Below are 26,560 nucleotides of genomic sequence, written 5' to 3' on the forward strand. Positions count from 1 at the left end.
TTCATGCTGCTATTCAACAAATGAAGATATAACTAATGAAAAATATATCAAAGTATGCGTTGCTTATGGCTCTGGGCACTCTGTGTATTCCAGGTCTGGCCACTCCCGATCGGCAGCAGGTTAAAAATTTCATTCAGCAGCATGGCGATCTGATACAACAGCTTAAACCCGGGGTCCGTGGGCGGGTGCTCAATACTCAGTTTGATCTTCTGGTGATTGACGATCAGGTTAGCCATAACCAATACCTCACCACGCTGAATACCAAAGCCCCGATACTTTCTGGTGATCATCCCCCTATGATGTTCGGGAGCAGGCATATGGGGCAAGGCAATAAACGCCTGGCGACCTGGTATCCCCATGCTGCGGATAATGCCATTGAATCAATGACTGCGGTACAGCCTGAACATGCATTTCGTGGTTTGAGCGATCGGCACGGCCACATGATTGGCGGCTCCCGTAAGGTGACGCTCCCGAACGGGGAGTACGTTAACCCAGTGCTGAGCAAAACAGCCTTTGATTTTCTGAATAACGGTGCAATGGGCGTAGAAAAGCGCATTACCGTTGCAGAAAAGATGAAAAGCGGCAGACGTCGTTTAGTGACCGCGAAAGTTAAAAAGCGCGCAGCGCTGCGTATTACCCTGCCGGCGACTAAGGGCTGCATCGACGATACCGTAAAAGGGCAAAGCGGCAAGGTGTGCTTAATTCGCCAGACAGAAGGTACTGCGATGGGAATGCGTGCCCCGGATCTGCGTTTTAGCGTGCAGGGCAGTCTGAATAGTGGTCAGGGATTTTTCCGGGTGGGCAACCACGACTGGCATAAGCTGAACGACCCGGTCATGTTGACAGAATTTAACGGCAAACAGGATATCGCGGTGTTTATCCCGCAGGCTTCGAAGCCGGTGCTGGCGATGGCGAAACTGAAGCTGAATTTCTTCGCGCCGGGCCGTTTGAATTACGGTGACAGCTACGTGTCTGCTGCAATTCTGGGGGCTGCGCTGCCAGGTGAGCACCAGAATGTACTCAGCCAGACGCAATTTGCCTGGATTCAGGATAAGGTCAAAGGCGATGAGTATATCCTGAGCCAAAGCGATCGCATTCTTAACCGTGCTCCTCTTCTTCCTCCGAGCGTAAGCGGGCATAAAGGTCCAGCATCTTCAGAACCTGCTCGCTGGGAGTTAAGCGATACCGTGGCGACGGTGGATAAGGGGACGGTAGCGCCAAAAGCATTGTTCACCGGCAGCGGTGCTTCCACTCTGTTTTCGCCTCAGGCATGGCAATGGTTTAAACAAGCAAAGCCTGGCGAGTCCAAGCTGCTTCGCTACAGCGACAGCGAGACAACGGTAAATACCGAGCTGAAAAACGCTTCAAAGCTGACGCTGAGCAAAACGTTGCCACACTGTCACCCTCAAATGGTGAATGGACAGGGCGGGACGGTCTGTTCCCTTCGCCGTATTGAGAGCGCGTTAAAAGGGGATACCAGTGGGATTTATTTTAATTTCATACGCCCAATGCGTAAAATGTATTACCAAGTGGGCGATGAGTGGACTGCAATTAATAAAAGCATATCTTTAAGTGCATTTGATACTGCTAAAAAGCTCGACGTTTTTTATCCTGGAAATACGAAGGCTGAAGATGCAATTTCAACAATGAAATTTGTTTTTTCAAAGAGTAAAGATGTCAATGACGAAAAGTTGACTGGTAACGTTTCTTCGGCACCCATCCTTACCTTTACTGGTGACGATAATTATCACTATAGTTACCCAACCTACTACGTGGCAGCCGGGTTGTGTCCGGTAAAAGGTGACGAGTTGAGCGCCTTTAGGAGTGCGGGACAGTCTGCCACGAATGAGTCAGGTCACTATTCTGGTTATGATAAAGATCCAATCGTCTACTGGGAGCATGATATCCAAAGTGGATCTGTTATATGTCCAGCATCAGTTGTGCTGCCAGCTACTCAAGGAAATCTTCATGAAGTGCCGGCAAATGGATCGAAATATCTGTGTGCGGCGCAGTACCAAACTGGTTGGACCAAAAACTCTGCTTCAACCATACTGGATGAGGATGTTACTTGTATACCGCTAACTCATTCAGATCCTGACCTGGATATCGTGAGCGTGAGCGCGCCGACGGTAGCAGAAGGCGGTAATCTGGTATATACCGTAACCCTGAACCAGGCGGCGACAACTGCGGATGCACAGAAGATAGGGCTTAAACTGCCAATGACCACGGGTACGGGTTATGCCGTGGCGGCAGATATTGACAGTACGAAGGTGGTGTTATCGGGGGCGACCTCAGGCAGCGGGGCAACCACTATCGACCTGTCGTCTGCTTCGTCTGTCTATAAAGTCAATGTAGCGGCAGGTAAGAGCAGCTTTACGGTGTCTGTCCCGACCAAAACGGACAGTCTGGTGGAAGGCGATGAGAAGCTGGATTTGCAGTCCAGCAGCGATGCCACGTCAAACACCAAAACCGGCACCGGCACCATCACCGATGTCGCGGTCCCGCTGGATCCTCTGGATATTAAAAGCGTGAGCGCGCCGACCGCAACAGAAGGCAGCAACCTGGTGTACACGGTGACGCTGAACCGCGCGGCGACGGCGGCAGATGCACAGCAGGTTGGCCTTAAACTGCCGATGAACACGGGCACGGGTTATGCCGTGGCGGCAGATATCGACAGCGCACAAGTGGTGTTAACGGATGCTACCGATAACAGTGGCCATACAACAGTCAGTCTTGCTTCATCTGCATCTTACCTTAATGTGAATGTGGCGGCAGGCAAGAGCAGCTTTAAGGTGTCTGTCCCGACCAAAACAGACAGCCTTAATGAAGGCAGTGAGAAGCTGATTTTGGATGTCTACAGTTTTTCCACGTTAAACATCAAAAGCGGCACCGGCACTATCACGGATCCCTCGATCCCGCTGGATATTGTCAGTGTGAGTGCGCCGACGGCGACAGAAGGCAGCAACCTGGTGTACACCGTGACCCTGAGTCATACGGTGACCGCCTCGGATCTGACACCTTATGTGAGCCTTACTCTGCCGATGACGGCAGGAACTGGTCATGCTTCCAGTGCCGACGTGGATGTCACGAAAGTTACATTGACGAATGCAACTGACCTCACTGGAAAAACGAGTATCGATCTTTCAAGCAATAACTTTGTGAATGTTGCCGTTGGGCAAAGCAGCTTTAAGGTCTCTGTTCCTACCATAAAAGATTCTGAAGCGGAGGGTAACGAGACGCTAGAACTGCAAGCTGCCAGCGCTGATTATGTCTATAAAAACACCAAAACCGGCACCGGCACCATCATGGACTCCGTGGTTCCGCTGGATATTGTAAGCGTGAGCGCGCCGACGGCGGCAGAAGGCAGTAACCTGGTGTACACGGTAACCCTGAACCGTGCGGCGACGACGGCGGATGCACAGCAGGTTGGCCTTAAGCTGCCGATGACCGCGGGCACGGGTTATGCCGTGGCGGCAGATATCGACAGTACGAAGGTGGTGTTAGCGGATGCGACCTCAACCAGCGGGGCAACCACTATCGACCTGTCATCTGCTTCGTCGGTCTCTAAAGTCAATGTAGCGGCAGGCAAGAGCAGCTTTACGGTGTCCGTGCCGACCAAAACGGACAGTCTGGTGGAAGGCAGCGAGAAACTGGATTTGCAGTCCAGCAGCGATGCCACGTCAAACACCAAAACCGGCACCGGTACCATCACGGACGTCGTGGTTCCGCTGGATGTCGTGAGCGTGAGTGCGCCGACGGCGGCAGAAGGCAGTAACCTGATCTACACGGTAACCCTGAACCGCGCGGTGACGGCGGCAGATGCAAGTACAAGGGAGGTTGGTCTTGAACTGCCAATGCCTACGGGGACGGGTTATGCCGTGGCGGAAGATATTGATCGTTCGAAAGTGGTATTAACGGATGCAGCCTCAACCAGCGGGGCAACCACTATCGACCTGACTTCTCATAAGTATTTCTATGAGTTGGTTGTGACGCCGGGCAAGAGCAGCTTTACGGTGTCCGTGCCGACCAAAACGGACAGTCTGGTGGAAGGCAGCGAGAAGCTGGAATTGCATTCCAACAGTTATACCACCTCTACCGTCAAAATCGGCACCGGCACCATCACGGACGAGGTGGTTCCGCTGGATGTCGTGAGCGTGAGCGCGCCAACGGCGGCAGAAGGCAATAACCTGGTGTACACGGTAACCCTGAACCGCGCGGTGACGGCGGAAGATACAAGGCAGGTAGGTCTTGAACTGCCGATGCCTACGGGTACGGGTTATGCCGTGGCGGAAGATATTGATCGTTCGAAAGTGGTGTTAACGGATGCAGCCTCAACCAGCGGGGCAACCACTATCGACCTGACTTCTCATAAGTATTTCTATGAGTTGGTTGTGACGCCGGGCAAGAGCAGCTTTACGGTGTCCGTGCCGACCAAAACGGACAGTCTGGTGGAAGGCAGTGAGAAGCTGGAATTGCATTCCAACAGTTATGCCACGTCAACCGTCAAAATCGGCACCGGTACCATCACGGACGTCGTGGTTCCGCTGGATGTCGTGAGCGTGAGCGCGCCAACGGCGGCAGAAGGCAGTAATCTGGTGTACACGGTTACCCTGAACCGCGCGGTGACGGCGGAAGATACAAGGCAGGTAGGTCTTGAACTGCCGATGCCTACGGGTACGGGTTATGCCGTGGCGGAAGATATTGATCGTTCGAAAGTGGTGTTAACGGATGCAGCCTCAACCAGCGGGGCAACCACTATCGACCTGACTTCTCATAAGTATTTCTATGAGTTGGTTGTGACGCCGGGCAAGAGCAGCTTTACGGTGTCCGTGCCGACCAAAACGGACAGTCTGGTGGAAGGCAGCGAGAAGCTGGAATTGCATTCCAACAGTTATGCCACGTCAACCGTCAAAATCGGCACCGGTACCATCACGGACGTTGTGGTTCCGCTGGATATTACGAGCGTGAGTGCGCCGACGGCGGCAGAAGGCAGCAATCTGGTGTACACGGTAACCCTGAACCGTGCGGCGACGACGGCAGATGCCCAGCAGGTTGGCCTTAAACTGCCGATGACCGCGGGCACGGGTTATGCCGTGGCGGCAGATATCGACAGTACGAAGGTGGTGTTAGCGGATGCGACCTCAGACAGTGGGGCAACCACTATCGACCTGTCATCTGCTTCGTCTGTCTCTAAAGTCAATGTAGCGGCAGGCAAGAGCAGCTTTACGGTGTCCGTGCCGACCAAAACGGACAGCCTGGTGGAAGGCAGCGAGAAGCTGGATTTGCAGTCCAGCAGCGATGCCACGTCAAACACCAAAACCGGCACCGGCACCATCACGGACGTTGTGGTTCCGCTGGATATTACGAGCGTGAGTGCGCCAACGGCGGCAGAAGGCAGCAATCTGGTGTACACGGTAACCCTGAACCGGGCGGCGACGACGGCAGATGCCCAGCAGGTTGGCCTTAAACTGCCGATGACCGCGGGCACGGGTTATGCCGTGGCGGCAGATATCGACAGTACGAAGGTGGTGTTAGCGGATGCGACCTCAGACAGCGGGGCAACCACTATCGACCTGTCATCTACTTCGTCTGTCTATAAAGTCAATGTAGCCGCAGGCAAGAGCAGCTTTACAGTGTCCGTCCCGACCAAAACGGACAGTCTACTGGAAGGCAGCGAGAAGCTGGATTTACAGTCCAGCAGCGATGCCACGTCAAACACCAAAACCGGCACCGGCACCATCACGGATACCACGGTTCCGCTGGATATCGTGAGTGTGAGCGCGCCGACGGCGGCAGAAGGCAGCAACCTCGAGTACACGGTGACCCTGAGTCGTACGGTGCAGGCCTCGGATGAGACACCTTATGTGAAACTTACTCTGCCGATAACGGCAGGAGATGGTCATGCTTCCAGTGCCGATGTGGATGCCACGAAAGTGACATTGACAAATGCAACTGACCTCTATGCTGGAACAACGATTACCGATCTTTCAAGCTTTACCTATGTGGTTGTTGCTGCTGGGCAAAGCAGCTTTAAGGTCTCTGTTCCTACCAAAACAGATTCCGAAGCGGAGGGTAACGAGACACTAGACCTGCAAGCTGCCAGCGTTGATTATATCTATCAAAACACCAAAACCGGCACCGGCACCATCACGGACATCGAGGCCCCGCTGGATATTGTGAGCGTGAGCGCGCCGACGGCGGCAGAAGGCAGCAATCTGGTGTACACGGTAACCCTGAACCGTGCAGCGACAGCTGCAGATTCGCAGGGGGTGACCGTCAATCTGCCGATGCCAGCAGGTGAGGGTAATGCCTCTAGTGCAGACGTTGATGCTACAGTTGTGCAGTTAACGGATGCGAAGGATGGAGCTGGCGGAAACTCAAACGTCATTAATCTTTCATTCACTACGTTGGACTATCCTGTGATTGTGACGCCGGGCAAGAGCAGCTTTACGGTGTCTGTGCCGACCAAAACGGACAGTCTGGTGGAAGGCGACGAGAAGCTGGCGTTGAAAGTGGGCAGCACGGCAACCCAAAATACTATCACCGGCACCGGCACCATCACGGACATCGCGGCCCCGCTGGATATCGTGAGCGTGAGCGCGCCGACGGCGGCAGAAGGCAGCAATCTGGTGTACACGGTAACCCTGAACCGTGCAGCGACAGCTGCAGATACGCAGGGGGTGACCGTTAATCTGCCGATGCCTGCAGGTGAGGGTAATGCCTCTAGTGCAGACGTTGATGCTACAGTTGTGGAGTTAACGGATGCGAAGGATGGAGCTGGCGGAAACTCAAACGTCATTAATCTTTCATTCACTACGTTGGACTATCCTGTGATTGTGACGCCGGGCAAGAGCAGCTTTACGGTGTCTGTGCCGACCAAAACGGACAGTCTGGTGGAAGGCGACGAGAAGCTGGCGTTGAAAGTGGGCAGCGCGGCAACCCAAAATACTATCACCGGCACTGGCACCATTACGGATGTGGTATCGCAGGTATTCTCAGTGACTCCTGTAAATAGCATCCAATTTGATTACACCAATGAGGCCGGTTTTGTCGACCAGGTGGTTGCTTTCGAACTCAATATTTCCAGCTTAGCCAGCAACCCTGCTTATAAATTGCAGGCTAAACGCGGAACGGACTATCAGTTGAAGCCCACAGGCGCGCAGGATGGCCGAACAATTGATGTTGATCTATTACTGGCGACAGACAAGACGGCGTTAACGCCGGATACATGGGTTGATTTGTCGGATTCCTATCCAGGATTGTTTACTTTGAACACCAACACGGATGAAGTACAAACAGTAACTTCTGGATTTATTGCTCATCTGACGAATTTCTTTGATGGGAAATCTCAGGTGCCGGCTGCATACATGCCGGATGGACAATATAAAGGAACAGTAAGTGCTGATATCCGGGTGCTATGGCAAGGCAGCAGCGTTGAAAAGAAAGTGCGCTCTCGTGACCGCAAGTCCAGAAACCATTAAATTTAATTAAATTAATGTAATGCAATAGGTTAAGTAACGGCGACGAAAGTCGCCGTTACTTTTATTTTGCACCCTTCTTCATCGCTTAATTATCAGTCATAATTTGAATTTGTAGCAGGCTGGAAGAATGGCAAAATTGAAGGTAAACACACCGACACAACTAATTGAACGATGTACCAAAGCCTGAGGGCAGGTCAGAAAGTTATCGAATAAGTGAGGGTCCATTTCTGGATAGGTATTGTCCTGTTATCGACTTCAGATGATATCTCCGCTGAATTATTATTGAGCGTCTTTGCTCTCTTTCCTGGATTTTCTATGTCTGCACCAGAAATTATTCCTACCTCAATGCCATATCCGACGTTGCCCAACAAAGAGCTTGACCTGTTATTATTGCTCGAACATTTGTTGAAAGCTAAAAAGCGCATTATGACGATTACCCTGGTATTTGCGGTAACAGGCTTGATGATGGTATGCCTGATGCCCCAGAAATGGACGAGCCAGGCCATTGTTACGGCACCAGAGCCGGCCCAACTTGCGCCTCTGCATCCTGTTCTCGCGACTATGCAAGCGCTGGGGGTTGACGTGAAAAAGACACCCGCAGATGTCTTCAACTATTTCATCAAGGAATACTCTTCGCGTTCGTTGTTTCAGAACTGGGTGATGACGTCACCCTCGGTGTTAAAAGGTCTGGTTGATGAAAATACTGATGCCGAACAAATGCAAAAGGCTATTGTAAAAATGGCTGAGAATTTGAAGGTGCAAAACAATCTTGATACCAAACATCCTGATAACACGCCCTATCAAAGCTGGACGTTGAGTTATACGGGAAAAGATCCTGAAAAGGCGCAACAGCTGCTGAACGATTATACCCAATTCGCCATCATCCGGGTGCGTACAGAACTGCTGGATACGCTGAAACACCAATTGAGCTTTAAAATTAACGTTGAGAAAGAAAAGCTCGCGCTGGCGATTGATGATCTCAATAATCAGCGGGATACAAAAATTCAGCGTCTTAAGTATGCATTAAAAATTGCGGATGCCGCCGGGATCAAAAAACCGGTGTATGGAGAGGGGCTTTCTGCAAAGGATGATCCCGATTACAGCATTACGCTCGGTGCCGATGGTCTTGCAGCCAAGCTTAATGTGGAGAAATCTCTGAGTGATGTAGCAACTATCAATCCCGATCTACGCAACCGGGAATATAAAATTGCACAACTTACCCGGCTGACCATCCCGAATGCGCAATTTATGCCCTTTAAATATCAGCTTTCTCCCTCACTGCCGGTAAAGCATGACGGACCAGGTAAGTTGCTGATTGTTCTTATGATGTCTGCCATTGGCTTTATGCTGGCGAATGCCAGTGTTTTACTTCGTCAGGCATTACAGGCGCGCAATTAGTCGCCAGTCCGTCCTAAAGCTCACTCCTGCGTGAGCTTTATTATTTTATATGGTCTGATTGTTGTTGGTTTTTCCGCCCGCATATCCACGCTCATCTCCTGTGGCACACTGTAAATTTATCGACCAGACTTAAGCCAAAGGCATAGTCTGCGCGGGCATTGTGCTTTAAACTGCGCGCTGCGAAATTTGAGTTGTTGAACGATTAATTAGGCGGTAAAGGCGATGGCGATGCACGGAACAATCACAACCTGGTTTGAAGATAAAGGCTTTGGATTTATCAAAGATGAAAACGGCGACAACCGCTACTTTCATGTGATTAAGGTTGCCAATCCTGAGCTGATCAAGAAAGATGCGGCGGTCACGTTCGAGCCGACCACCAATAACAAAGGCTTATCGGCGTTTGCGGTCAAAGTGGCTCCGGAAAGTAAGTACATCTATATCGCGGGCGAGCGCATCAAGATTACGTCGATCAAATCGTACCTGGTGTACAGCGAAGAAGTACCTGCTGACACCAGGATTGATAAAGAGAACGCGGTATTGTCGGTCGGGGTGCTGATGAACAGCATCCGCCCGAAGGCGGAAGCCAAAACCGGCGAAATGCGCACAGTGAAAAAGCTGGTAGTCACCACCTTCCAGGGGACAACCTTCATCTTCTCAGAAGATGAGATTGATATCGAAGAGACGGTAAAACTGCTGAAAAAAGTGAAGTAAGCGCTAACCCAGCGCCTGCGGCAGGTTGTTCAGCACATCCAGCGCGTCTTTCGGCAGCGTCAAATGAGCGGCGGCCAGGTTTTCATTCAGATGACCCAGTGATGAAGTGCCCGGGATCAGCAGAATGTTCGGCGCACGCTGCAGCAGCCAGGCGAGCGCCACCTGCATTGGTGTCGCGTTCAGCCTGGCCGCAATCTCATCGAGTTCTTGAGATTGTAACGGTGTGAAGCCGCCGAGCGGGAAGAACGGCACATAAGGGATATTCTGTCTCGCCAGGCTATCGATCAACGCGTCATCATGACGGTTCGCCACGTTATAGAAGTTCTGCACGCAGGCGATATCGGTCATCTTCTGACCCTCTTCTACCTGTTTGGCGGTGACGTTGCTCAGCCCGATGTGTCGGATTAATCCCCGCTCTTTCAGCCTGATAAGCGTTTCCAGCGGTTCTTCCAGCGAACCTTCCGCAGGGCCGTGGGCGCTTATCATGCTGCGCAGGTTCACCACCTCCAGCACCTCCAGCCCAAGATTGCGCAGGTTGTCTTCGACCGCCTGCGTCAGCTCCGGCGCAGAGAGCGCGGGCAGCCAGTTACCCTTGTCGTCACGACGCGCGCTGACTTTCGTCACAATGGTCAGCGCTTGCGGATAGGGATGCAGTGCTTTTTTGATGATTTGGTTGGTGACGTGCGGGCCGTAAAAATCGGAGGTATCGATGTGATTCACGCCAGCGTCAAGCGCGGCTTGAAGCACTTTTACCGCCATCTCCGGGTCTTTCGGTGGCCCAAAAACGCCAGAGCCAGCAAGCTGCATCGCCCCGTAACCTAGACGCCAGACTTCGCGATTGCCAAGAGTAAAGCTGCCGGACTGTTTAACGCTGGACATATCTGTTTCCTCATGATGGCTCAACGAATCAGTGTAAACCTATCGTTAACCGAAAAACATCACCGAGACGCAGAGCAGGCCGACAATCAACGTCAGCAGGCTGCCTACCGACCGATACGGTTTCAGCGCCGGAATGGCGTAGGTTGAAAGTGTTGGCATGATGAACAGGATCATCGCAATCAACGGCCCGCTGATAGCATAAATCATCGAAATCGCGTTGGGGTTAATACAGCACACCGCAAAGGTCACCGCGGAGACCAGCAGAATAGAGGTCGCCCGGTTGAAAGCACGGCTTTTGCGCACGCCAACCTGATTCAGAGTAGTACGCACCATTTCACTGGCCCCTTCAATCACCCCGAAATAGGTGCCGAGGAACGATTTCGACATCGCCACGATCGCCACAATAATGCCCGATACCGCCAGCCAGTGTGGTGCCGCAGGCATCATCGCCAGCGCGGAAAGTATGGTGACACCCTCATTTTTGGCGTGAGTGATGTAGCCTTCCGGAATAGCCAACAGGCAGCTGAAGACAAAGAACAGCACGCTCAGACAGATAATCAGGTAGGCAATCCGCATAATCTTTTTGCATTTATCCATGGCCGCGTCGCCGAACTTTTCGCGTCTGTCGATGGCGAAGGTCGAGATAATCGGCGTATGGCTAAAGGCGAAAACCATCACGGGAATGGAGAGCCAAATCTGATGCAGCGTCTGCGGCGTAAAGCTTAGCTGACCGCTGAATCTGGCCGGTTCCCAGGAACTGGTCAGGTAGAGCGACAGGAACAGGAAGTAGGCAATCAGTGGGAACACCAGAAAACCCATCACCTTCAGCGTCGCATGGCGGCCCATCAGGAAGATAAGGTTGAGTACCAGCACCACCGCCAGACTTACCAGCATCCGCACGCCAAGCGTCACCGTCATCTGTTTTGCCAGCTGTTCAGTAAGAGAATTGGTAATCGCCACGGCGTAGATGAGCACCACCACAAAGAAGGCGATGAAATAGAGCGCGGTGATGAGATTACCGATTTTCTTACCGTAATAGTGATTGACCGCGCCGGTGATCCCAACGTTAGCGGGCAGATTTGCAGAGAGAATAAAACGGCACAGAGCACGGTGCGGCCAATAGGTTAACGGCCAGGCGACCAGGGCGGTTACCAGCAGCACCATTGCTCCTGCGGAGCCAAGCTGAATCGGCAGGAACAGGGTGCCAGCCCCTACCGCAGTACCATATAAGGCGAAACTCCAAAGGGTTTCATCTTTTGACCATAATTTCGACATTAGTTGAACTTTTAAACCAGATAACGAAAAAACAGCGGCGAGTTTACCTTATTTCAACCAGCGCGGGGGAGGGAGAATTGTGGTTAGCATTCATACGGCAGATGAATGTTGCGTGAAGGCGATTTCCTTTGTGATAAAACTCACTTTTTTTAAACAATTACGATAATAGTTGATAACAATGCTCTACTATAGCGCTGATTCTTTGCGCTGAGGTCGGGATGAAAGACGTCGTTATCGTAGGTGCCGTACGTACGCCGATTGGCTGCTTCCAGGGGGCATTGTCGCGCTTTACGGCAGTGGAACTGGGGAGCGTCGTGGTGCAGGCGCTGGTGGATCGCACCGGAATAGATCCCATGGTGGTCGATGAGGTTATCCTCGGACAGGTGCTGACCGCCGGTGCCGGGCAAAACCCTGCGCGACAGTCGGCCATAAAAGGTGGGCTGCCAAATACCGTTTCCGCGATAACCATCAACGATGTCTGCGGCTCAGGCCTCAAGGCGCTGCATCTCGCCACGCAGGCGATTCAGTGCGGCGAAGCTGATGTGGTGATTGCTGGCGGCCAGGAAAACATGAGCCGTGCGCCGCATGTGTTAACCGACAGCCGTACCGGAGCGCAGTTGGGTAACAGTCAGCTTCTCGACAGTCTGGTCCACGACGGACTGTGGGATGCGTTTAATGATTATCATATGGGCGTGACCGCTGAAAATCTGGCTCGGGAATACGGTATTTCGCGTGAATTGCAGGATGCCTGGGCGCTCAGTTCGCAGCAAAAAGCGCGTCGGGCAATTGATTCCGGGCGCTTTCGCGATGAAATCGTGCCGGTAGTGAATGTGCAGCAAAACGGCCTCACTCAGGTGGTGGACACCGATGAGCAGCCACGCACTGATGCCAGCGCTGAAGGTCTGGCTCGTCTGATGCCCGCGTTTGATACCCTCGGTTCGGTGACGGCGGGGAATGCCTCGTCGATCAACGACGGTGCGGCGGCAGTGATGATGATGAGTGAATCCAAAGCGATGGAGCTGAATCTGCCGATTCTGGCCCGGATCCGCGCCTTCGCCAGCGTCGGAGTCGATCCTGCGCTGATGGGCATTGCGCCAGTCTATGCCACGCGCCGTTGTCTGGAGCGCGTGGGTTGGCAGTTGAACGACGTTGATTTGATTGAAGCCAACGAGGCGTTTGCCGCTCAGGCCATTTCGGTTGGTAAAGTGCTGGAGTGGGATGAATCGCGCGTTAACGTGAACGGCGGGGCGATTGCCCTGGGCCATCCGATTGGCGCATCCGGCTGTCGTATTCTGGTGTCGCTGGTGCATGAAATGATCAAGCGTGATGCCCGTAAAGGGCTGGCTACACTGTGTATCGGCGGCGGGCAGGGGGTTGCCCTGGCGGTTGAGCGCGAATAAATTGACTTTGCCCGGCGGCACCCTGCTGTCGGGCTGACATTCCTTCCTCTTTGACCTCTCATCTTTGATTTTAAACCCGCTTTTAGCACCTACGTGTCCTTTTTTAAAGGTTGTACAACTTATTGTTTGTCATGGATTTTTAATCTCTGTTCCTGGCGGGGTATTCGGCAGGAACGTGATCGCTTTTGCATTTTTGGTATTTTAATGCAGAAAAAGTGAAACGCTGTTTTATTTGTAATTGAAAACCTATCTGCGGAAGACTAAGATGACCATAACGGAAAAGCGAAACTGCTTTTCAAAATGGACAACTTTAGCTGGAGGTAAACGTGGAGATCAGACAAAGCATCCACAGCGCACACGCCAAAACCCTCGATACGCAGGGACTGCGCAATGAATTTTTAGTTGAGCAGGTATTTGTCGCAGACGAGTACACCATGGTGTACAGCCATATCGACCGCATTATTGTGGGCGGGATTATGCCGGTTGCCAAAACGGTGTCCGTCGGCGGTGAAGTCGGGAAGCAACTGGGCGTGAGTTATTTCCTCGAACGCCGCGAGTTGGGCGTTATCAATATCGGTGGCCCGGGCACCATTACGGTCGACGGCAAATGCTACGAAATCGGCCATTGCGATGCGCTGTATGTGGGTAAGGGTGCGAAAGAGGTGGTGTTTGCAAGCATCGACCCGACGAAACCCGCCAAGTTTTACTACAACTGCGCCCCGGCACACACCACTTATCCGACCAAAAAAGTGACGCCAGCCGATGTTGCGCCGGTCACCCTCGGCGATAACCTCACCAGTAACCGCCGCACAATCAATAAATACTTTGTGCCGGACGTGCTGGAAACCTGTCAGCTCAGCATGGGTCTGACCGAACTGGCTCCGGGTAACCTGTGGAACACCATGCCGTGTCATACCCACGAGCGACGGATGGAAGTGTACTTCTATTTCAATATGGCCGATGACGCCTGCGTATTCCACATGATGGGACAGCCGCAGGAGACACGCCATATCGTGATGCACAACGAGCAGGCGGTGATTTCGCCGAGCTGGTCGATTCATTCAGGCGTCGGCACACAGGCCTACACCTTTATCTGGGGCATGGTTGGTGAAAACCAGGTCTTCGATGATATGGACCACGTCGCCGTTAAAGATCTGCGTTAAATCGCGGGCAAACCATCATCTTGCCTGTCGAATGCAGGCGCAAAATGAGTAAGGATTTTTTATGATTCTCGATACATTTTCACTGGCAGGCAAAGTCGCAGTAGTCACCGGGTGTGACACCGGTTTAGGTCAGGGGATGGCTATCGGCCTGGCGGAAGCGGGCTGTGATATCGTCGGCATTAACATCGTTGAACCGACCGAGACTATCGAGCAGGTCACCTCCCGTGGTCGCCGTTTTCTCAGCCTGACTGCCGATCTGCGTAATATTGACGGTATTCCTCAACTGCTGGAACGCGCAGTCGCCGAATTTGGACATATTGATATTCTGGTGAATAACGCCGGTCTGATTCGTCGTCAGGATGCGATTGAGTTCAGCGAGAAGGACTGGGACGACGTGATGAACCTGAACATCAAAGCGGTGTTCTTTATGTCTCAGGCGGCGGCGAAGCACTTCATCAGCCAGGGTAACGGCGGCAAAATCATTAATATTGCCTCGATGCTCTCTTTCCAGGGCGGGATCCGTGTGCCGTCTTACACCGCATCGAAAAGCGGCGTAATGGGCGTGACTCGCCTGCTGGCGAACGAGTGGGCAAAGCATGGCATCAACGTGAATGCGATTGCCCCAGGCTATATGGCCACCAACAACACCCAGCAGCTGCGTGCCGATGAGCAGCGCAGTGCGGAAATCCTTGACCGTATCCCGGCGGGACGTTGGGGGCTGCCGTCTGACCTGATGGGGCCAGTGGTGTTCCTGGCCTCCGGTGCCTCAGACTATATCAACGGTTACACCGTGGCCGTCGACGGAGGTTGGCTCGCTCGTTAAGCACATCTCAGGCTACAAATGATAACCCTGCCTAATGGCGGGGTTTTTTGTATTTAATGGTTTTTTAATGTGTGTTTTTATATATCGTGAACAGCGGGATTTAAACATTTTGTAGCAATAAAGAGGGTGGGGTCATAATTTTTCTTAAAATAGTGAAAAGTCATATTTCAACTACCTGTTTAGGTAGGCGTTCAATCTCAATGGTTATAAATAGGCTGAATGAGGTCCGGTGATTCTCTCATTAGTCATCAAATTTTCATTTTTTAGTATGTAAAGGTTTTCAGATAATTCTGATGGGGATATATTAGCCAAAACTTAATCCGACAAAGTGAACGCGAAAAATTATGTCAACCATGGATATCAAACCGCAAAAGGACACTGTCGTCTCCTTCCCGCACGCTACACCGATGGCTTCATTCGGCCAGGAAATCGATCTGCTGGCGATGATTGAGATCCTCTGGAATGCGAAGAAACGCATCTTCAGCGTCATTTTTGGTTTTGCGATGCTTGGGCTGTTGGTGACTTTTTTCCTGCCGCAAAAGTGGACCAGTAATGCGGTGATCACGCCACCTGAGCGGGTACAGCTCACCCCGCTTAATACGCTCCTGGCCACGACCAAGGTGTTGGGCGTTGATGCGAATGTTGATAGCGGCACTCTGTTTAATCTGTTCATTAAAAAGTTTAACTCATCGGTCTTACTGGAACAGTTCATCACCTCGAGTCCCGCGCTGATGAGTCAGTTTAACGGGACCGATGTCGATCCCGGCGAACTGCACCGGGCTATCGTTGCGATTTCTGAGAAGATGAAAGCCGTGGATGATGCCAGTAACAAGAAAGAACCGGCTACGCCTTACAGTTCATGGACGCTCTCTTTCACCGGGCCACAACCGGAGGAAGCCCAAACTATTCTGGCGGGTTACACGCAGTTTGTAGCGGATAAAGTTGTTGAGCAGACATTGTCGAATATTCACGATAACGTAACGATGAATATTCAGATCGAAAAACAGCGACTGGTGCTGGATCGTGCCCAAATGGAAAACGCCAAAGAGACCAAAATCAAGCGCCTGAATTATTCGTTAGAGGTGGCTAAAGCGGCCGGGATTAATAAACCGGTATACAGCAAGGGGCAAACGATAAAAGACGACCCAGATTATTCCGTGACCTTAGGCACTGAAGGGATCAGTAAAAAGCTGGAAATTGAAAAATCGATGAAGGATGTTGCCGAGCTGAATGCGGATATCCTTAACCGTGAATATCGATTAAAACAAATCGAACAGTTGGATATAAAAAACATCCGGTTCCCGGTGGTAAATTATCAGCTCTCGCCTTCGTTGCCGGTGAAAAAAGAGGGGCCGGGTAAAGCGGTGATCATCCTGCTGGCAGCCCTTTTGGGGGGGATGGCGGGTTGTGCTGGCGTTCTGTTACAACACGCGCGCGAGTCGCGTCGTAGCCAGAACCTGCTTGATGAACAGCCTGTTTAACGCCAGCTATGGGTGATAACGCATCCCGCCAGAGATAAAAAAGGGCGTTGGTGTCCTTTTTTATTTCAGAAAATCTTCTCGCACCGGGGTGAAGGTATCAAGCAGTGTCCCGGCCTTTAGGCAGACACAGCCGTGCATCACATGCGGCTGTTTATAGAGCGTATCGCCCGCCCGCACAATTTGCGTTTCATCGCCGATAGTAAATTCAAACTCACCTGACAGCACGGTGGTTAACTGTTCATGCGGATGATTGTGCAGCGGGCCGATTGCGCCCGTTTCAAAATGAACCTCCACCGCCATCATCTTACCGCCATGTGCCAAAATTCGCCGGGTTACGCCGTTGCCCAAATCCTCAAGTACCGTGTCATTGTGTCGTACAAACATCGCAGAGTCCTCAAAGTGAAACGTTGTTTCATTAAGAGTATCTTAAGCAGGTAAAGTTGAAAACAGGCGTGCTGATAAGTGGAAAGTTGATCACATCTCTGGTTCACTGTGGAAAACATTCTGAAAGGACACTTCATGAAAACTATTGGCCTGCTCGGCGGCATGAGCTGGGAATCAACAATCCCTTACTATCGTCTGATTAATGAAGGCATCAAACAGCGTCTGGGCAGCCTGCATTCGGCGAAGATCCTGATGCATAGCGTCGATTTTCAGGAAATCGAAACCTGTCAGTCGATGGGAGAATGGGATAAAGCGGGCGAGATGCTGGCGCAGGCGGCGGCAGATCTGGAAAGTATCGGCGCAGAAGGCATCGTGCTCTGTACCAATACCATGCACAAAGTGGCGTCACATATCGAGCTGCGCTGCGGGGTTCCGTTCCTGCACATTGCGGATGCGACCGGGCGCGCCATCGAAAAGCAGGGCGTGCGCAACGTGGCGCTGTTAGGCACGCGCTACACGATGGAACAGGATTTCTACCGTGGCCGCCTCGAACAGGAATTTTCGCTCAACACCCTTATTCCTGACGCGGATGAACGTGCAAGAATCAACCAAATTATCTTCGAAGAGCTGTGTCTCGGCACCTTCACTGAGGCATCCCGCGCTGTCTATTTACAGGTGATCGACCGCCTGATGGGCGAGGGCGCAGAAGGTGTCATCTTCGGCTGTACCGAAATCGGCCTGCTGGTGCCCGCAGAACGCAGCCCGATCCCGGTGTTCGATACCGCCGCACTTCATGCGGCCGATGCCGTCGACTTTATGCTTTCCTGACGCGGTTGAGCTTCTCTTCCAGCGGCGTGACCAGAGTTTGCACGCTGTTTTGCAGATGGGAAACAAAGGCATCGACGAGGGCGGAGCCGGGTCGATGCAAGGGGCGGATCAGGCTGACGGTAAACGGCACTTCGATGCTGAAACGGCGAATAGCAATCCCACTCTCCTCACCGCTGTAAGCGTAATCCAGGGCGGTGAACGGGTTAACCACTGAAATCCCCACCCCTGCCCGCACCATCGCGCAAATGGATGCGGCGCTGTGGGTTTCTACCGCCATCCGCCGATGTACCCCATGTTCGGCAAACAGACTATCCAGCAGTTGCCGATAGCTGTCGGTTCGCGACAGGCTGATGTAGCTCTGGCCCTCGAAATCCTGTGGCGTAAGCACCGTTTTTTTTGCCAGTGGATGCGCTGCGGGCAGGACACAGACTTCATTCATGCTTAACAACGGCGTGCGTTCCGTGCCAGGCGGCGTATGCAGCGTCTCGGTTAGCCCCAGGTCATGACGCTGTGCGGAAAGCCATTCCTCCAGTAGGGGGGACTCCTGCGGCACAATGTGCAGGCTGACATCCGGAAAACGTGCCAGAAAAGGCTGTAACAGCGCCGGTAAAAAAGACTGTGAAAATACTGGCAGGCACACTACCGAAAGCTCACCCTGGCGAAATTCGCGTAGGCTTTCGGCGGTGCTCAGAATGCGGTCCAGGCCGTACCACGAACGTTGCACCTCTTCGAATAAACGAAAACCCTGAACGGTCGGATGCAAACGCCCACGATTGCGCTCAAACAGCTTTAGCCCTAACACTTTTTCAAGCCTGGCGAGTTCGCGGCTGACGGTAGGCTGCGAAGTATGCAGGATCGTCGCGGCCTCCGTCAGGTTTCCGGTGGTCATTACCGCATGAAAAATTTCGATGTGGCGTAAATTGACGGCGGGCATGGCAATTCCTTTCGGTACGTTGTCCATATCAATTTTGCATCAAGTCAGGATAAAACGATATTTTTTATTCTGCGCAGGCTGTGGCGTAATCGATGAAAAGCGAATACACCGGAGTTCACCATGCCACGCCCACTGACCCTTCCCGACACCGACCTCACTGCTGAGAACCTGCTGCGCCTGCCTGCCGAGTTTGGCTGCCCGGTGTGGGTTTACGACGCGGCGATTATTCGCCAGCAGATTGCTCAGCTCAGCCAGTTCGACGTAGTGCGCTTCGCGCAGAAAGCCTGCTCGAACATTCACATTTTGCGTCTGATGCGTGAACAGGGCGTGAAGGTGGATTCGGTGTCGCTCGGTGAAATCGAACGTGCGCTGGCAGCCGGTTACGATCCGGTGGCTCATCCGGACGATATTGTCTTCACGGCGGACATGATAGATGAGGCGACGCTCACCGGCGTTGCCGAACTGAAGATCCCGGTGAACGCCGGTTCTGTCGACATGCTGGCCCAGCTTGGGGCGGTGTCTCCTGGCCATCGCGTCTGGTTGCGTGTGAACCCCGGTTTTGGTCACGGTCATAGTCAGAAAACCAATACCGGCGGCGAGAACAGCAAACACGGGATCTGGTACAGCGACTTGCCTGACGCGCTGGAGGTTATCCAACGTTATCAACTGAAGTTGGTGGGTATTCACATGCACATTGGCTCAGGCGTGGACTACGGCCATCTGGAACAGGTGTGTGGTGCGATGGTGCGTCAGGTTGTCGAGTTCGGCCAGGATCTGGAGGCTATCTCTGCCGGCGGCGGGCTGTCAATTCCTTACCGCTATGGCGAAGAGACCATTGATACCCAACACTATTTCGGCCTGTGGAATGCCGCTCGTGAGCAAATTGCCAAACACCTGGGGCATCCGGTGAAACTGGAAATTGAGCCAGGGCGTTTCCTGGTCGCAGAATCTGGGGTGCTGGTGGCGCAGGTACGCAGCGTCAAAAACATGGGCAGTCGCCACTTTGTGCTGATCGACGCCGGTTTTAACGATTTGATGCGTCCGTCGATGTACGGCAGCTATCACCATATTTCTGCCCTGGCGGGCGACGGGCGTGATTTGAGCCAGGCTCCGCAAGTGGAAACCGTGGTGGCGGGCCCGCTGTGTGAATCCGGGGACGTGTTTACGCAGCAGGAAGGTGGCAAAGTGGAAACACGTGAATTGCCGCAGGTGGTGCCAGGAGATTATCTGGTGCTGCACGATACCGGTGCCTACGGCGCGTCGATGTCGTCTAACTACAACAGCCGTCCGCTGTTACCGGAAGTGCTGTTCGACAACGGCAGCGCGCGCCTGATCCGTCGTCGTCAGACCATTGAGGAACTGCTGGCGCTGGAACTGTTCTGATAATACGGGCCGGTGGTTACCGAGTCGCGCAGCACCAGTTTCCCGGTGAACGGCGGCAGTGTTTCTATCGGCACATCGTTGGCGAGTTTAATTGCCTGATCGATGGCGGTGGTAATCATGTTATCGATAGGCAGATAGACCGTAGACAGCCCCGGCTCAAGCCACTTTGCGCTGGGAGCGTCGTCGAAGCCGAACAGCGAAATATCGTGCGGAATGCGTAATCCTGCCTGATGCAGCGCCTTTGAGGCACCCAATGCCATATCGTCGTTACAGGCAAACAGGGCGCTGAATTTCACCCTCTCGTCCAGCAACTGCTGGCACAGTTCATAGCCGCGCGTCATGCCGGAATCCCCGTACTTCACCCGGCTCTGATCCCAGGCGATGCCGTGCTTTTCCAGCGCGCTGCGATAGCCCTGCAACCGCGCTTTGCCGGTCGGCGTGTGAATAGGCACGGTAATACAGGCGATTTCACGATGCCCCTGGGTTATCAGGTAATCCACCGCCTGAAATGCGGCATCCTGCTGCTCGAAGAACACGCAGCGATCGCGTGCCTGGCTGACGTCGCGGTTGATAACCACCACCGGCATGGCAATGGAGTTAATCAGCTTCATGATCGCTTTTTCGCTCATAAAGCGGGTGTAGAGCACGATGGCGTCGCACTGTCGGTCGGCGAGCATCTGCACGGCCTGCTCTTCGCGCTCCGGCGTATCGTGCCCATCGGTGACGATCAATTGTTTGCCGTGGGTTTCCGTCTGACGAGACGCCTGCTGGAGCAAACGGCCAAAATAGAAACCGTCAAACGTAGAGACCACCAGGCCGATGCTGTTGCTGGTCCGGTTCGCCAGGGAACGTGCCAAAAAGTTCGGGCGATATCCCAATTCTTCCATGGCTTTGTACACCTGCTTGCGGGTGCTTTCTTTAACCTGACCTGTGCCGTTCAGTACGCGGGAAACGGTCGCTTTCGACACGCCAGCGCGTAGTGAGACATCCAGCATTGTTGCCATTGTTGATTCCTGAGACCCGATAATGAATGCAGTTTATCACAGACATTCAGGGGCATATCTCCTGCGTTCGTAACAAATAACTATCGCGATCACGCTTTTGACAGCGCTTCGCTGAAATATCCCTGCAAAAACTACGTGGTATGCCAATGTCTTGGTTTAGGGTTTATTTGGAATACCAAATAACGACATGAGACCTCAGTCACAGAAGTTTAACCAACACATCGCTATTTTTGGTATGCCAAATGGATTAAGGCTGTAAACCCATTTTGATAAAAGCCCACCTTTGAGGTATCACCCTTATGGCATTTCAGGAAAAGCTGATCGATTCTCTGGGGAGTTTCGCCACTAAATTCAATAGCTACCGCTATATCATGGCGATCAAATCCTCGTTTATTACCCTCATGCCGGTGATCATCGTCGGCGCTTTCTCGGTATTGATTTCCAACATGGTGCTGGATCCGAAAAATGGCCTCGCCAGTTTCCAGTCCCTCTCTTTTTTGGCGGCACTCAAGCCAATAACCGGCGCGATTAACTACGCCACCCTGAACTTTCTCAACATCGGCGCGGTGTTTTTAATCGGTATTGAGCTCGGGCGGATCAACGGTATCAAGACGCTGTTCCCGGGCCTTCTGGCAGTGATTTGCTTCATCTGCGTGACGCCGACCACCGTGGAAATGATGGTCGACGGACAAATGCATCAGGTGAAAGATGTGCTGCTGCGCCAGTTCTCCGATACCCGAAGTCTATTCCTCGGGATGTTTATCGCCATTCTGTCGGTGGAGATTTATTGCTGGCTGGAAGGGCGTCCGGGTCTGAAAATTAAAATGCCGGATACCGTGCCACCCAACGTGTCGGCGTCGTTCTCGGCGCTGATCCCGGCGATCATCACCACCACGGCGATCGCCACGTTCGGTTTCGTGTTTCATCAGCTGACCGGCATGTATCTGTACGATGCGGTGTATCAGGTGGTGCAACAGCCGCTGGAGCGGGTGGTGCAAAGCCTGCCGGGTATTCTGCTGTTAATGTTTGTTGCCCAGCTGTTTTGGGTGATTGGTATTCACGGCAACCAGATGATCAAACCGATCCGTGAACCGCTCCTGCTGGGGGCGATCACGGTCAATATGAGCGCGTTCGAACAGGGCAAAGAGGTGCCGAACATCATCACCATGCCGTTCTGGGATGTGTACATGAGCATCGGCGGTTCTGGGCTGACGATTGGCCTGTTGATTGCGGTAATGATTGCCACCAAACGTAAAGAGATGAAGGAAATCGCCAAGCTGTCGATTGGCCCTGGCCTGTTCAACATTAACGAACCGGTGATTTTCGGCATGCCGATTATGCTCAACCCGATTCTGGCAATCCCGTTCATCATCACCCCACTGGTGACCGGATCCATCGGCTATTTCGCCACCGCCGCCGGGTTTGCCGGCAAAGCGGTGGTGATGGTGCCGTGGACCACGCCGCCGTTGATCAATGCCTGGCTGTCGACTGCCGGTTCGATGGGGGCAGTGGTCACCCAGCTTATCTGTATCGTCACCTCGATCATTATTTACCTGCCGTTTGTGAAAATTGCATCCCGCCGGGCCGAGCAGGCGCAGCTTCAGGCCCAGCAGGCCACTGAGAATGCATGAGGACGCCATGAGTCAGAAAACGATCGCCATTCCACAGGATTTTATTCTCGGAGCCGCTGCTTCCGCCTGGCAAACGGAAGGCTGGAGTGGCAAGAAAGAGGGGCAGGATTCCTGGCCCGATCTCTGGTACAAAAACGACCGCCACGTCTGGCATAACGGCTACGGCCCGGCGATAGCCACCGATTTCATCAACCGCTTCCGCGAAGACGTTGCGCTCATGAAACAGGCCGGTCTGACCCACTATCGCACCTCGATTAACTGGTCGCGCTTTCTCACCGATTACGAAAACGTGACCGTCGACGAGGAGTACGCCGCGTACTACGACGCGCTGTTTGCTGAGCTCAATGCTAACGGCATCACGCCGATGATTTGCCTTGAACACTACGAGTTGCCGGGCTATCTGCTGGAAACCTATGGCGGCTGGGCCTCTAAAAAAGTGGTCGAATTGTTCGTGCGTTATGCGGAGAAAGTGTTCGCGCGCTATCACACCCAGGTGACGCGCTGGTTCACCTTCAACGAGCCGATCGTGGTGCAAACGCGGGTGTATCTCGATGCGCTGCGCTGGCCATATGAGCAGAACACCGGCACCTGGATGCAGTGGAATCACCATAAAGTGCTGGCGACGGCGCGGGTAGTGAAGCTGTTTCGCGAGAAGGGGTATCGCGGGAGCGTGGGCTGTATTCTTAACCCGGAAGTGACCTATCCGCGTTCACGCGCGAAGCATGATGTACAGGCGGCGGAACGTTATGACCTGTTCTACAACCGCGTGTTTCTCGATCCCATGGTCCACGGTGAGTATCCGTCGGAGCTGTTTACGCTGCTTGAAAAACACCAGGTCGACTGGGCGTACACGGCTGAAGAGCTGTCGGATATCCGGGCCAATACCGTCGATGAGTTGGGCATTAATCTTTACTACCCGCACCGGGTGAAAGCCCCGTCGCGCGCCTGGCATCCGGAAACCCCCTTCCACCCGGCCTATTATTACGAACCGTTTGAGCTGCCGGGAAGGCGGATGAATACCTCGCGCGGCTGGGAAATCTACCCGCAAATCGTTTACGACATGGCGATGCGCATTAAAAATGATTATCGCAATATCCCGTGGTTTGTGGCGGAAAGTGGAATGGGCATCGAAAACGAAGGCCGGTTCCGCAATCGCGATGGCGTGATTGAGGACGACTACCGGATAGCGTTCATCAGCGAGCATCTGTGGCAAACCCTGCGGGCGAAACAGGAGGGTGCCAACTGCCACGGCTACATGCTGTGGGCATTTACCGATAACGTCTCGCCGATGAACGCGTTTAAAAACCGCTATGGGCTTATCGAAATCGATCTGGAAAACAACCGGGCGCGGCGGGCAAAAAAATCTGCCAGCTGGTTCCGTCAACTGCGTGACAACCGATCGTTGACGCTGAACGTGGATGAGGCACTGAAATAGCGGTTTTGCTACTATAGCCGCCGGTCAGACCGCGAGGAGTGGCGGTCTGTGCATCCACCCGCAAGCAGACACAGGTGATATTGTGGAAAAGGCCGTTGTTCCGCCGGAAAAAAAACCTTACCAGGAAATTGGTGAAGATTTGCGTGCCCAGATTATGCAGGGCCTTTATCCGGTGGGATCCCGATTGCCGCCAGAGCGAAACATTGCGGAAAAATATGGCGTCAGCCGGACCATCGTCCGTGAAGCCTTACTGATGCTCGAGCTGCAGGGCACCGTCGATATTCGGCAGGGATCGGGCGTGTACGTGATGCGTATCCCGCAGGAAAACGACAGCGAAGAAGAGCAGATGCTTAACAGCGACGTCGGGCCGTTTGAAATTTTGCAGGCGCGGCAACTGCTCGAAAGCAACATCGCGGCCTTTGCAGCGAAAATGGCGACCCGGGCGGATATCGACAACCTGAAACGCATCATTGAGCAGGAACAGCGTGCCATCGCGGCCAACGACACCACCCAGGACAACAGTAAAATGTTCCACCTGGTGTTGGCGGGGGCGACGCAAAATCAGATGCTGTTGACCACGGTCGAAAAAATTTGGCTGCAAATGGACAGCAGCCCACTGTGGCAGCAGTTCAATGTACACATTGCCAGCCGCGCCTACCGCCTGAAGTGGCTGGGCGACAGACAAACCATTCTGGCGGCGCTGCGTCGTCGCGACGTGATGGGGGCGTGGCAGGCGATGTGGCAGCACCTCGAAAACGTCAAAAACAGTCTGCTGGAACTCTCTGATGAAGATGCGCCAGATTTCGACGGCTACCTGTTTGAATCAGTGCCCATTTTCCAGGGGAAGTTGATGTGAAAATCCAGCCTTTGTACGCGGTGCCACAGCACGCCCGACAGGTTACCGACTGGCTATGGCAGGCGTTTGGCGGGGTGGCGATGCCACGCGAGTTTTTCGCCAGTATCATCGAGCACAGCCAGAAGCCAGACGCCTTGCCGCTCACCTTTGTGATGACCGACGGTGAAAAGCCGTTGGCGACGGTAGGCTTATGGCGCTGCGATTTGATCAGCCGTCAGGATCTGTTCCCGTGGCTGGCGGCGCTGTATGTCGATGAGCCGGTGCGCGGGCAGGGCATTGCGGGGGCGCTACAGGCCTGGGTGATTGACTACGCCCGCAGCAAAGGCTTCCGCGAACTGCACCTCTATTCGGCCTGCCGCGATTTCTACGAACGTTTTGGCTGGCAATACATCGGCGATGGCATTGAGTATCCCGCCACCACCGTGCATTTGTATCGTTACGAGCTTTGAGTTTCCACCGGGGCGCTCACCGAATGGCGGCGCACCAGCGTTGGGCTGAACAGATGGGTTATTTCCGGTAGCGGGCGCTTATCGGCCAATGCCAGCGCCAGTTCCGCCGCCTGGGTTGCCATGGTGACAATCGGGTAGCGTACGGTGGTCAGACGCGGACGCACATAGCGCGATATCAGCACGTCATCGAATCCAATCAGCGAAATTTCCCCTGGCACATCAATGCCATTGTCATTCAATACGCCCATTGCCCCGGCCGCCATCGAGTCGTTATAGCAGGCGACGGCGGTAAAGTTTTTGCCACGGCCCAACAGTTCGGTCATGGCCAGTTCACCGCCGCTCTCATCCGGTTCGCTGAAGGTGACCAGCCGCTCATTGCACGGCAGGCCGCTCTCTTTTAACGCATCGTAATAACCTTGCAACCGGTCTTCGGCATCAGAGATGGCGTGGTTGGAACAGAGATAGCCAATCCGCGTGTGACCCTGCTGGATCAGATGCCGCGTGGCCAGCCAGGCACCATAGCGATCGTCCAGCGCCACGCAGCGTTGTTCAAAACCGGGGACGATCCGGTTGATCAATACCATGCCGGGGATCTGTTTCATCAGCCCGATCAGCTCTTCGTCAGGCAGCATTTTGGCGTGTACCACCAGCGCCGCGCAGCGGTGGCGGATCAGTTGCTCAATGGCCTGACGTTCTTTGTTCTCGTTATGATATCCATTGCCAATCAGCAGAAAATTACCGGTGTGATAAGCCACTTGCTCAACGGCTTTAACCATCGCGCCAAAGAACGGGTCAGAGACATCTCCCACCACCAGACCGACGGTTTCTGTGGATTGCTGTGCCAGCGCACGGGCATTGGCATTCGGATGATAGCTAAGCGCCTCCATGGCAGAAAATACCGCCTGACGTGAGGCATCACTGGCTTTGGGAGAGTTGTTGATAACCCGGGAAACGGTGGCAACAGACACCCCTGCCATCCGGGCCACATCCTTAATTGTCGCCATATCTTGCCTTTTATAGAGGGAAAACGGTTACATCCTCCCAG

The 26,560-nt window shown here is 53.4% G+C and carries 19 protein-coding genes; 13 read left to right on the forward strand and 6 right to left on the reverse strand.

The window, feature by feature from the left end; genetic code table 11:
• Positions 1 to 35 precede the first annotated feature (35 nt).
• From SIK69_RS06450 to SIK69_RS06460, 3 genes are all read left to right on the forward strand, one after another.
• Positions 36 to 7,481 (forward strand): beta strand repeat-containing protein, encoded by a 7,446-nt coding sequence (locus tag SIK69_RS06450; RefSeq protein WP_319628498.1) that lies wholly within the window; start codon positions 36 to 38, stop codon positions 7,479 to 7,481.
• 315 nt (positions 7,482 to 7,796) lie between these two features.
• Entirely contained in the window at positions 7,797 to 8,879 is a 1,083-nt protein-coding gene (wzz(fepE), locus tag SIK69_RS06455) for an LPS O-antigen length regulator Wzz(fepE) (protein ID WP_319628497.1), read from the forward strand.
• Between the two features lie 222 nt (positions 8,880 to 9,101).
• Positions 9,102 to 9,590 carry a cold-shock protein gene (locus SIK69_RS06460; protein ID WP_319785675.1) on the forward strand — a complete coding sequence of 163 codons (489 nt, stop codon included), beginning with the start codon at positions 9,102 to 9,104 and terminating at the stop codon, positions 9,588 to 9,590.
• A 3-nt stretch (positions 9,591 to 9,593) separates the two neighbouring features.
• Here SIK69_RS06460 and SIK69_RS06465 read toward each other — a convergent pair whose 3' ends face one another.
• Both SIK69_RS06465 and SIK69_RS06470 read right to left on the reverse strand, forming a co-directional pair.
• A complete protein-coding gene (locus SIK69_RS06465) occupies positions 9,594 to 10,469 on the reverse strand; it encodes an aldo/keto reductase family oxidoreductase (RefSeq protein WP_319785676.1) in 876 nt (291 codons plus the stop codon).
• A gap of 45 nt (positions 10,470 to 10,514) precedes the next feature.
• Complete coding sequence (locus SIK69_RS06470; protein ID WP_319628494.1) at positions 10,515 to 11,744, reverse strand: amino acid permease; 1,230 nt, start codon at positions 11,742 to 11,744, stop codon at positions 10,515 to 10,517.
• Between the two features lie 218 nt (positions 11,745 to 11,962).
• Here SIK69_RS06470 and SIK69_RS06475 point away from each other — a divergent pair, with 218 nt between their 5' ends.
• The 4 genes from SIK69_RS06475 (at position 11,963) to wzz(fepE) (SIK69_RS06490) (ending at position 16,611) form a co-directional block, all read left to right on the forward strand.
• Positions 11,963 to 13,144 carry an acetyl-CoA C-acetyltransferase gene (locus tag SIK69_RS06475; RefSeq protein WP_319628493.1) on the forward strand — a complete coding sequence of 394 codons (1,182 nt, stop codon included), beginning with the start codon at positions 11,963 to 11,965 and terminating at the stop codon, positions 13,142 to 13,144.
• Between the two features lie 326 nt (positions 13,145 to 13,470).
• Positions 13,471 to 14,307, forward strand: a complete 837-nt coding sequence (gene kduI, locus SIK69_RS06480) for a 5-dehydro-4-deoxy-D-glucuronate isomerase (protein ID WP_319785677.1) — start codon at positions 13,471 to 13,473, stop codon at positions 14,305 to 14,307.
• Positions 14,308 to 14,368: 61 nt separating this feature from the next.
• On the forward strand, positions 14,369 to 15,130 hold the full coding sequence (gene kduD, locus SIK69_RS06485; protein WP_319628491.1) for a 2-dehydro-3-deoxy-D-gluconate 5-dehydrogenase KduD: 762 nt from the start codon (positions 14,369 to 14,371) through the stop codon (positions 15,128 to 15,130).
• Between the two features lie 344 nt (positions 15,131 to 15,474).
• Positions 15,475 to 16,611, forward strand: a complete 1,137-nt coding sequence (gene wzz(fepE), locus SIK69_RS06490; protein ID WP_319785678.1) for an LPS O-antigen length regulator Wzz(fepE) — start codon at positions 15,475 to 15,477, stop codon at positions 16,609 to 16,611.
• A 60-nt stretch (positions 16,612 to 16,671) separates the two neighbouring features.
• Here the strand turns inward: wzz(fepE) (SIK69_RS06490) and SIK69_RS06495 are convergent, their stop codons facing one another.
• On the reverse strand, positions 16,672 to 16,995 hold the full coding sequence (locus tag SIK69_RS06495; protein WP_319628489.1) for a cupin domain-containing protein: 324 nt from the start codon (positions 16,993 to 16,995) through the stop codon (positions 16,672 to 16,674).
• 135 nt (positions 16,996 to 17,130) lie between these two features.
• Between SIK69_RS06495 and SIK69_RS06500 the strand changes: the two genes are divergently transcribed.
• The gene (locus SIK69_RS06500) at positions 17,131 to 17,823 is read left to right on the forward strand and encodes an aspartate/glutamate racemase (RefSeq protein ID WP_319628488.1); all 693 of its coding nucleotides are present in this window, start codon (positions 17,131 to 17,133) and stop codon (positions 17,821 to 17,823) included.
• Here SIK69_RS06500 and SIK69_RS06505 read toward each other — a convergent pair.
• A complete protein-coding gene (locus SIK69_RS06505) occupies positions 17,810 to 18,757 on the reverse strand; it encodes a LysR family transcriptional regulator (RefSeq protein WP_319785679.1) in 948 nt (315 codons plus the stop codon). The genes SIK69_RS06500 and SIK69_RS06505 overlap by 14 nt on opposite strands.
• Positions 18,758 to 18,877: 120 nt before the next feature.
• Between SIK69_RS06505 and lysA the strand changes: the two genes are divergently transcribed.
• Positions 18,878 to 20,140 (forward strand): diaminopimelate decarboxylase, encoded by a 1,263-nt coding sequence (gene lysA / locus SIK69_RS06510; RefSeq protein ID WP_319785681.1) that lies wholly within the window; start codon positions 18,878 to 18,880, stop codon positions 20,138 to 20,140.
• On the opposite strand, the gene SIK69_RS06515 is transcribed toward lysA, so the two are convergent.
• Positions 20,101 to 21,144, reverse strand: a complete 1,044-nt coding sequence (locus SIK69_RS06515) for a LacI family DNA-binding transcriptional regulator (protein WP_319628485.1) — start codon at positions 21,142 to 21,144, stop codon at positions 20,101 to 20,103. The genes lysA and SIK69_RS06515 overlap by 40 nt on opposite strands.
• Positions 21,145 to 21,443: 299 nt before the next feature.
• On the opposite strand from SIK69_RS06515, the gene SIK69_RS06520 reads away from it, so the two are divergent.
• The 4 genes from SIK69_RS06520 (at position 21,444) to SIK69_RS06535 (ending at position 25,515) form a co-directional block, all read left to right on the forward strand.
• Positions 21,444 to 22,775 (forward strand): PTS sugar transporter subunit IIC, encoded by a 1,332-nt coding sequence (locus SIK69_RS06520; protein ID WP_319628484.1) that lies wholly within the window; start codon positions 21,444 to 21,446, stop codon positions 22,773 to 22,775.
• A gap of 7 nt (positions 22,776 to 22,782) precedes the next feature.
• Entirely contained in the window at positions 22,783 to 24,210 is a 1,428-nt protein-coding gene (locus SIK69_RS06525; protein WP_319628483.1) for a glycoside hydrolase family 1 protein, read from the forward strand.
• 82 nt (positions 24,211 to 24,292) lie between these two features.
• Complete coding sequence (locus SIK69_RS06530; protein ID WP_319628482.1) at positions 24,293 to 25,066, forward strand: GntR family transcriptional regulator; 774 nt, start codon at positions 24,293 to 24,295, stop codon at positions 25,064 to 25,066.
• On the forward strand, positions 25,063 to 25,515 hold the full coding sequence (locus SIK69_RS06535) for a GNAT family N-acetyltransferase (protein ID WP_319628481.1): 453 nt from the start codon (positions 25,063 to 25,065) through the stop codon (positions 25,513 to 25,515). Before SIK69_RS06530 ends, SIK69_RS06535 begins: the two co-directional genes overlap by 4 nt.
• On the opposite strand, the gene galR is transcribed toward SIK69_RS06535, so the two are convergent.
• Positions 25,503 to 26,519: an HTH-type transcriptional regulator GalR gene (galR, locus tag SIK69_RS06540; protein WP_319628480.1), complete on the reverse strand. Its 1,017-nt coding sequence runs from the start codon at positions 26,517 to 26,519 to the stop codon at positions 25,503 to 25,505. The two genes, SIK69_RS06535 and galR, sit on opposite strands and share 13 nt — an antisense overlap.
• Between the last annotated feature and the right edge of the window lie 41 nt (positions 26,520 to 26,560).

This window comes from Scandinavium lactucae (assembly GCF_033843265.1).
In the GTDB taxonomy this organism is placed as follows: domain Bacteria; phylum Pseudomonadota; class Gammaproteobacteria; order Enterobacterales; family Enterobacteriaceae; genus Scandinavium; species Scandinavium lactucae.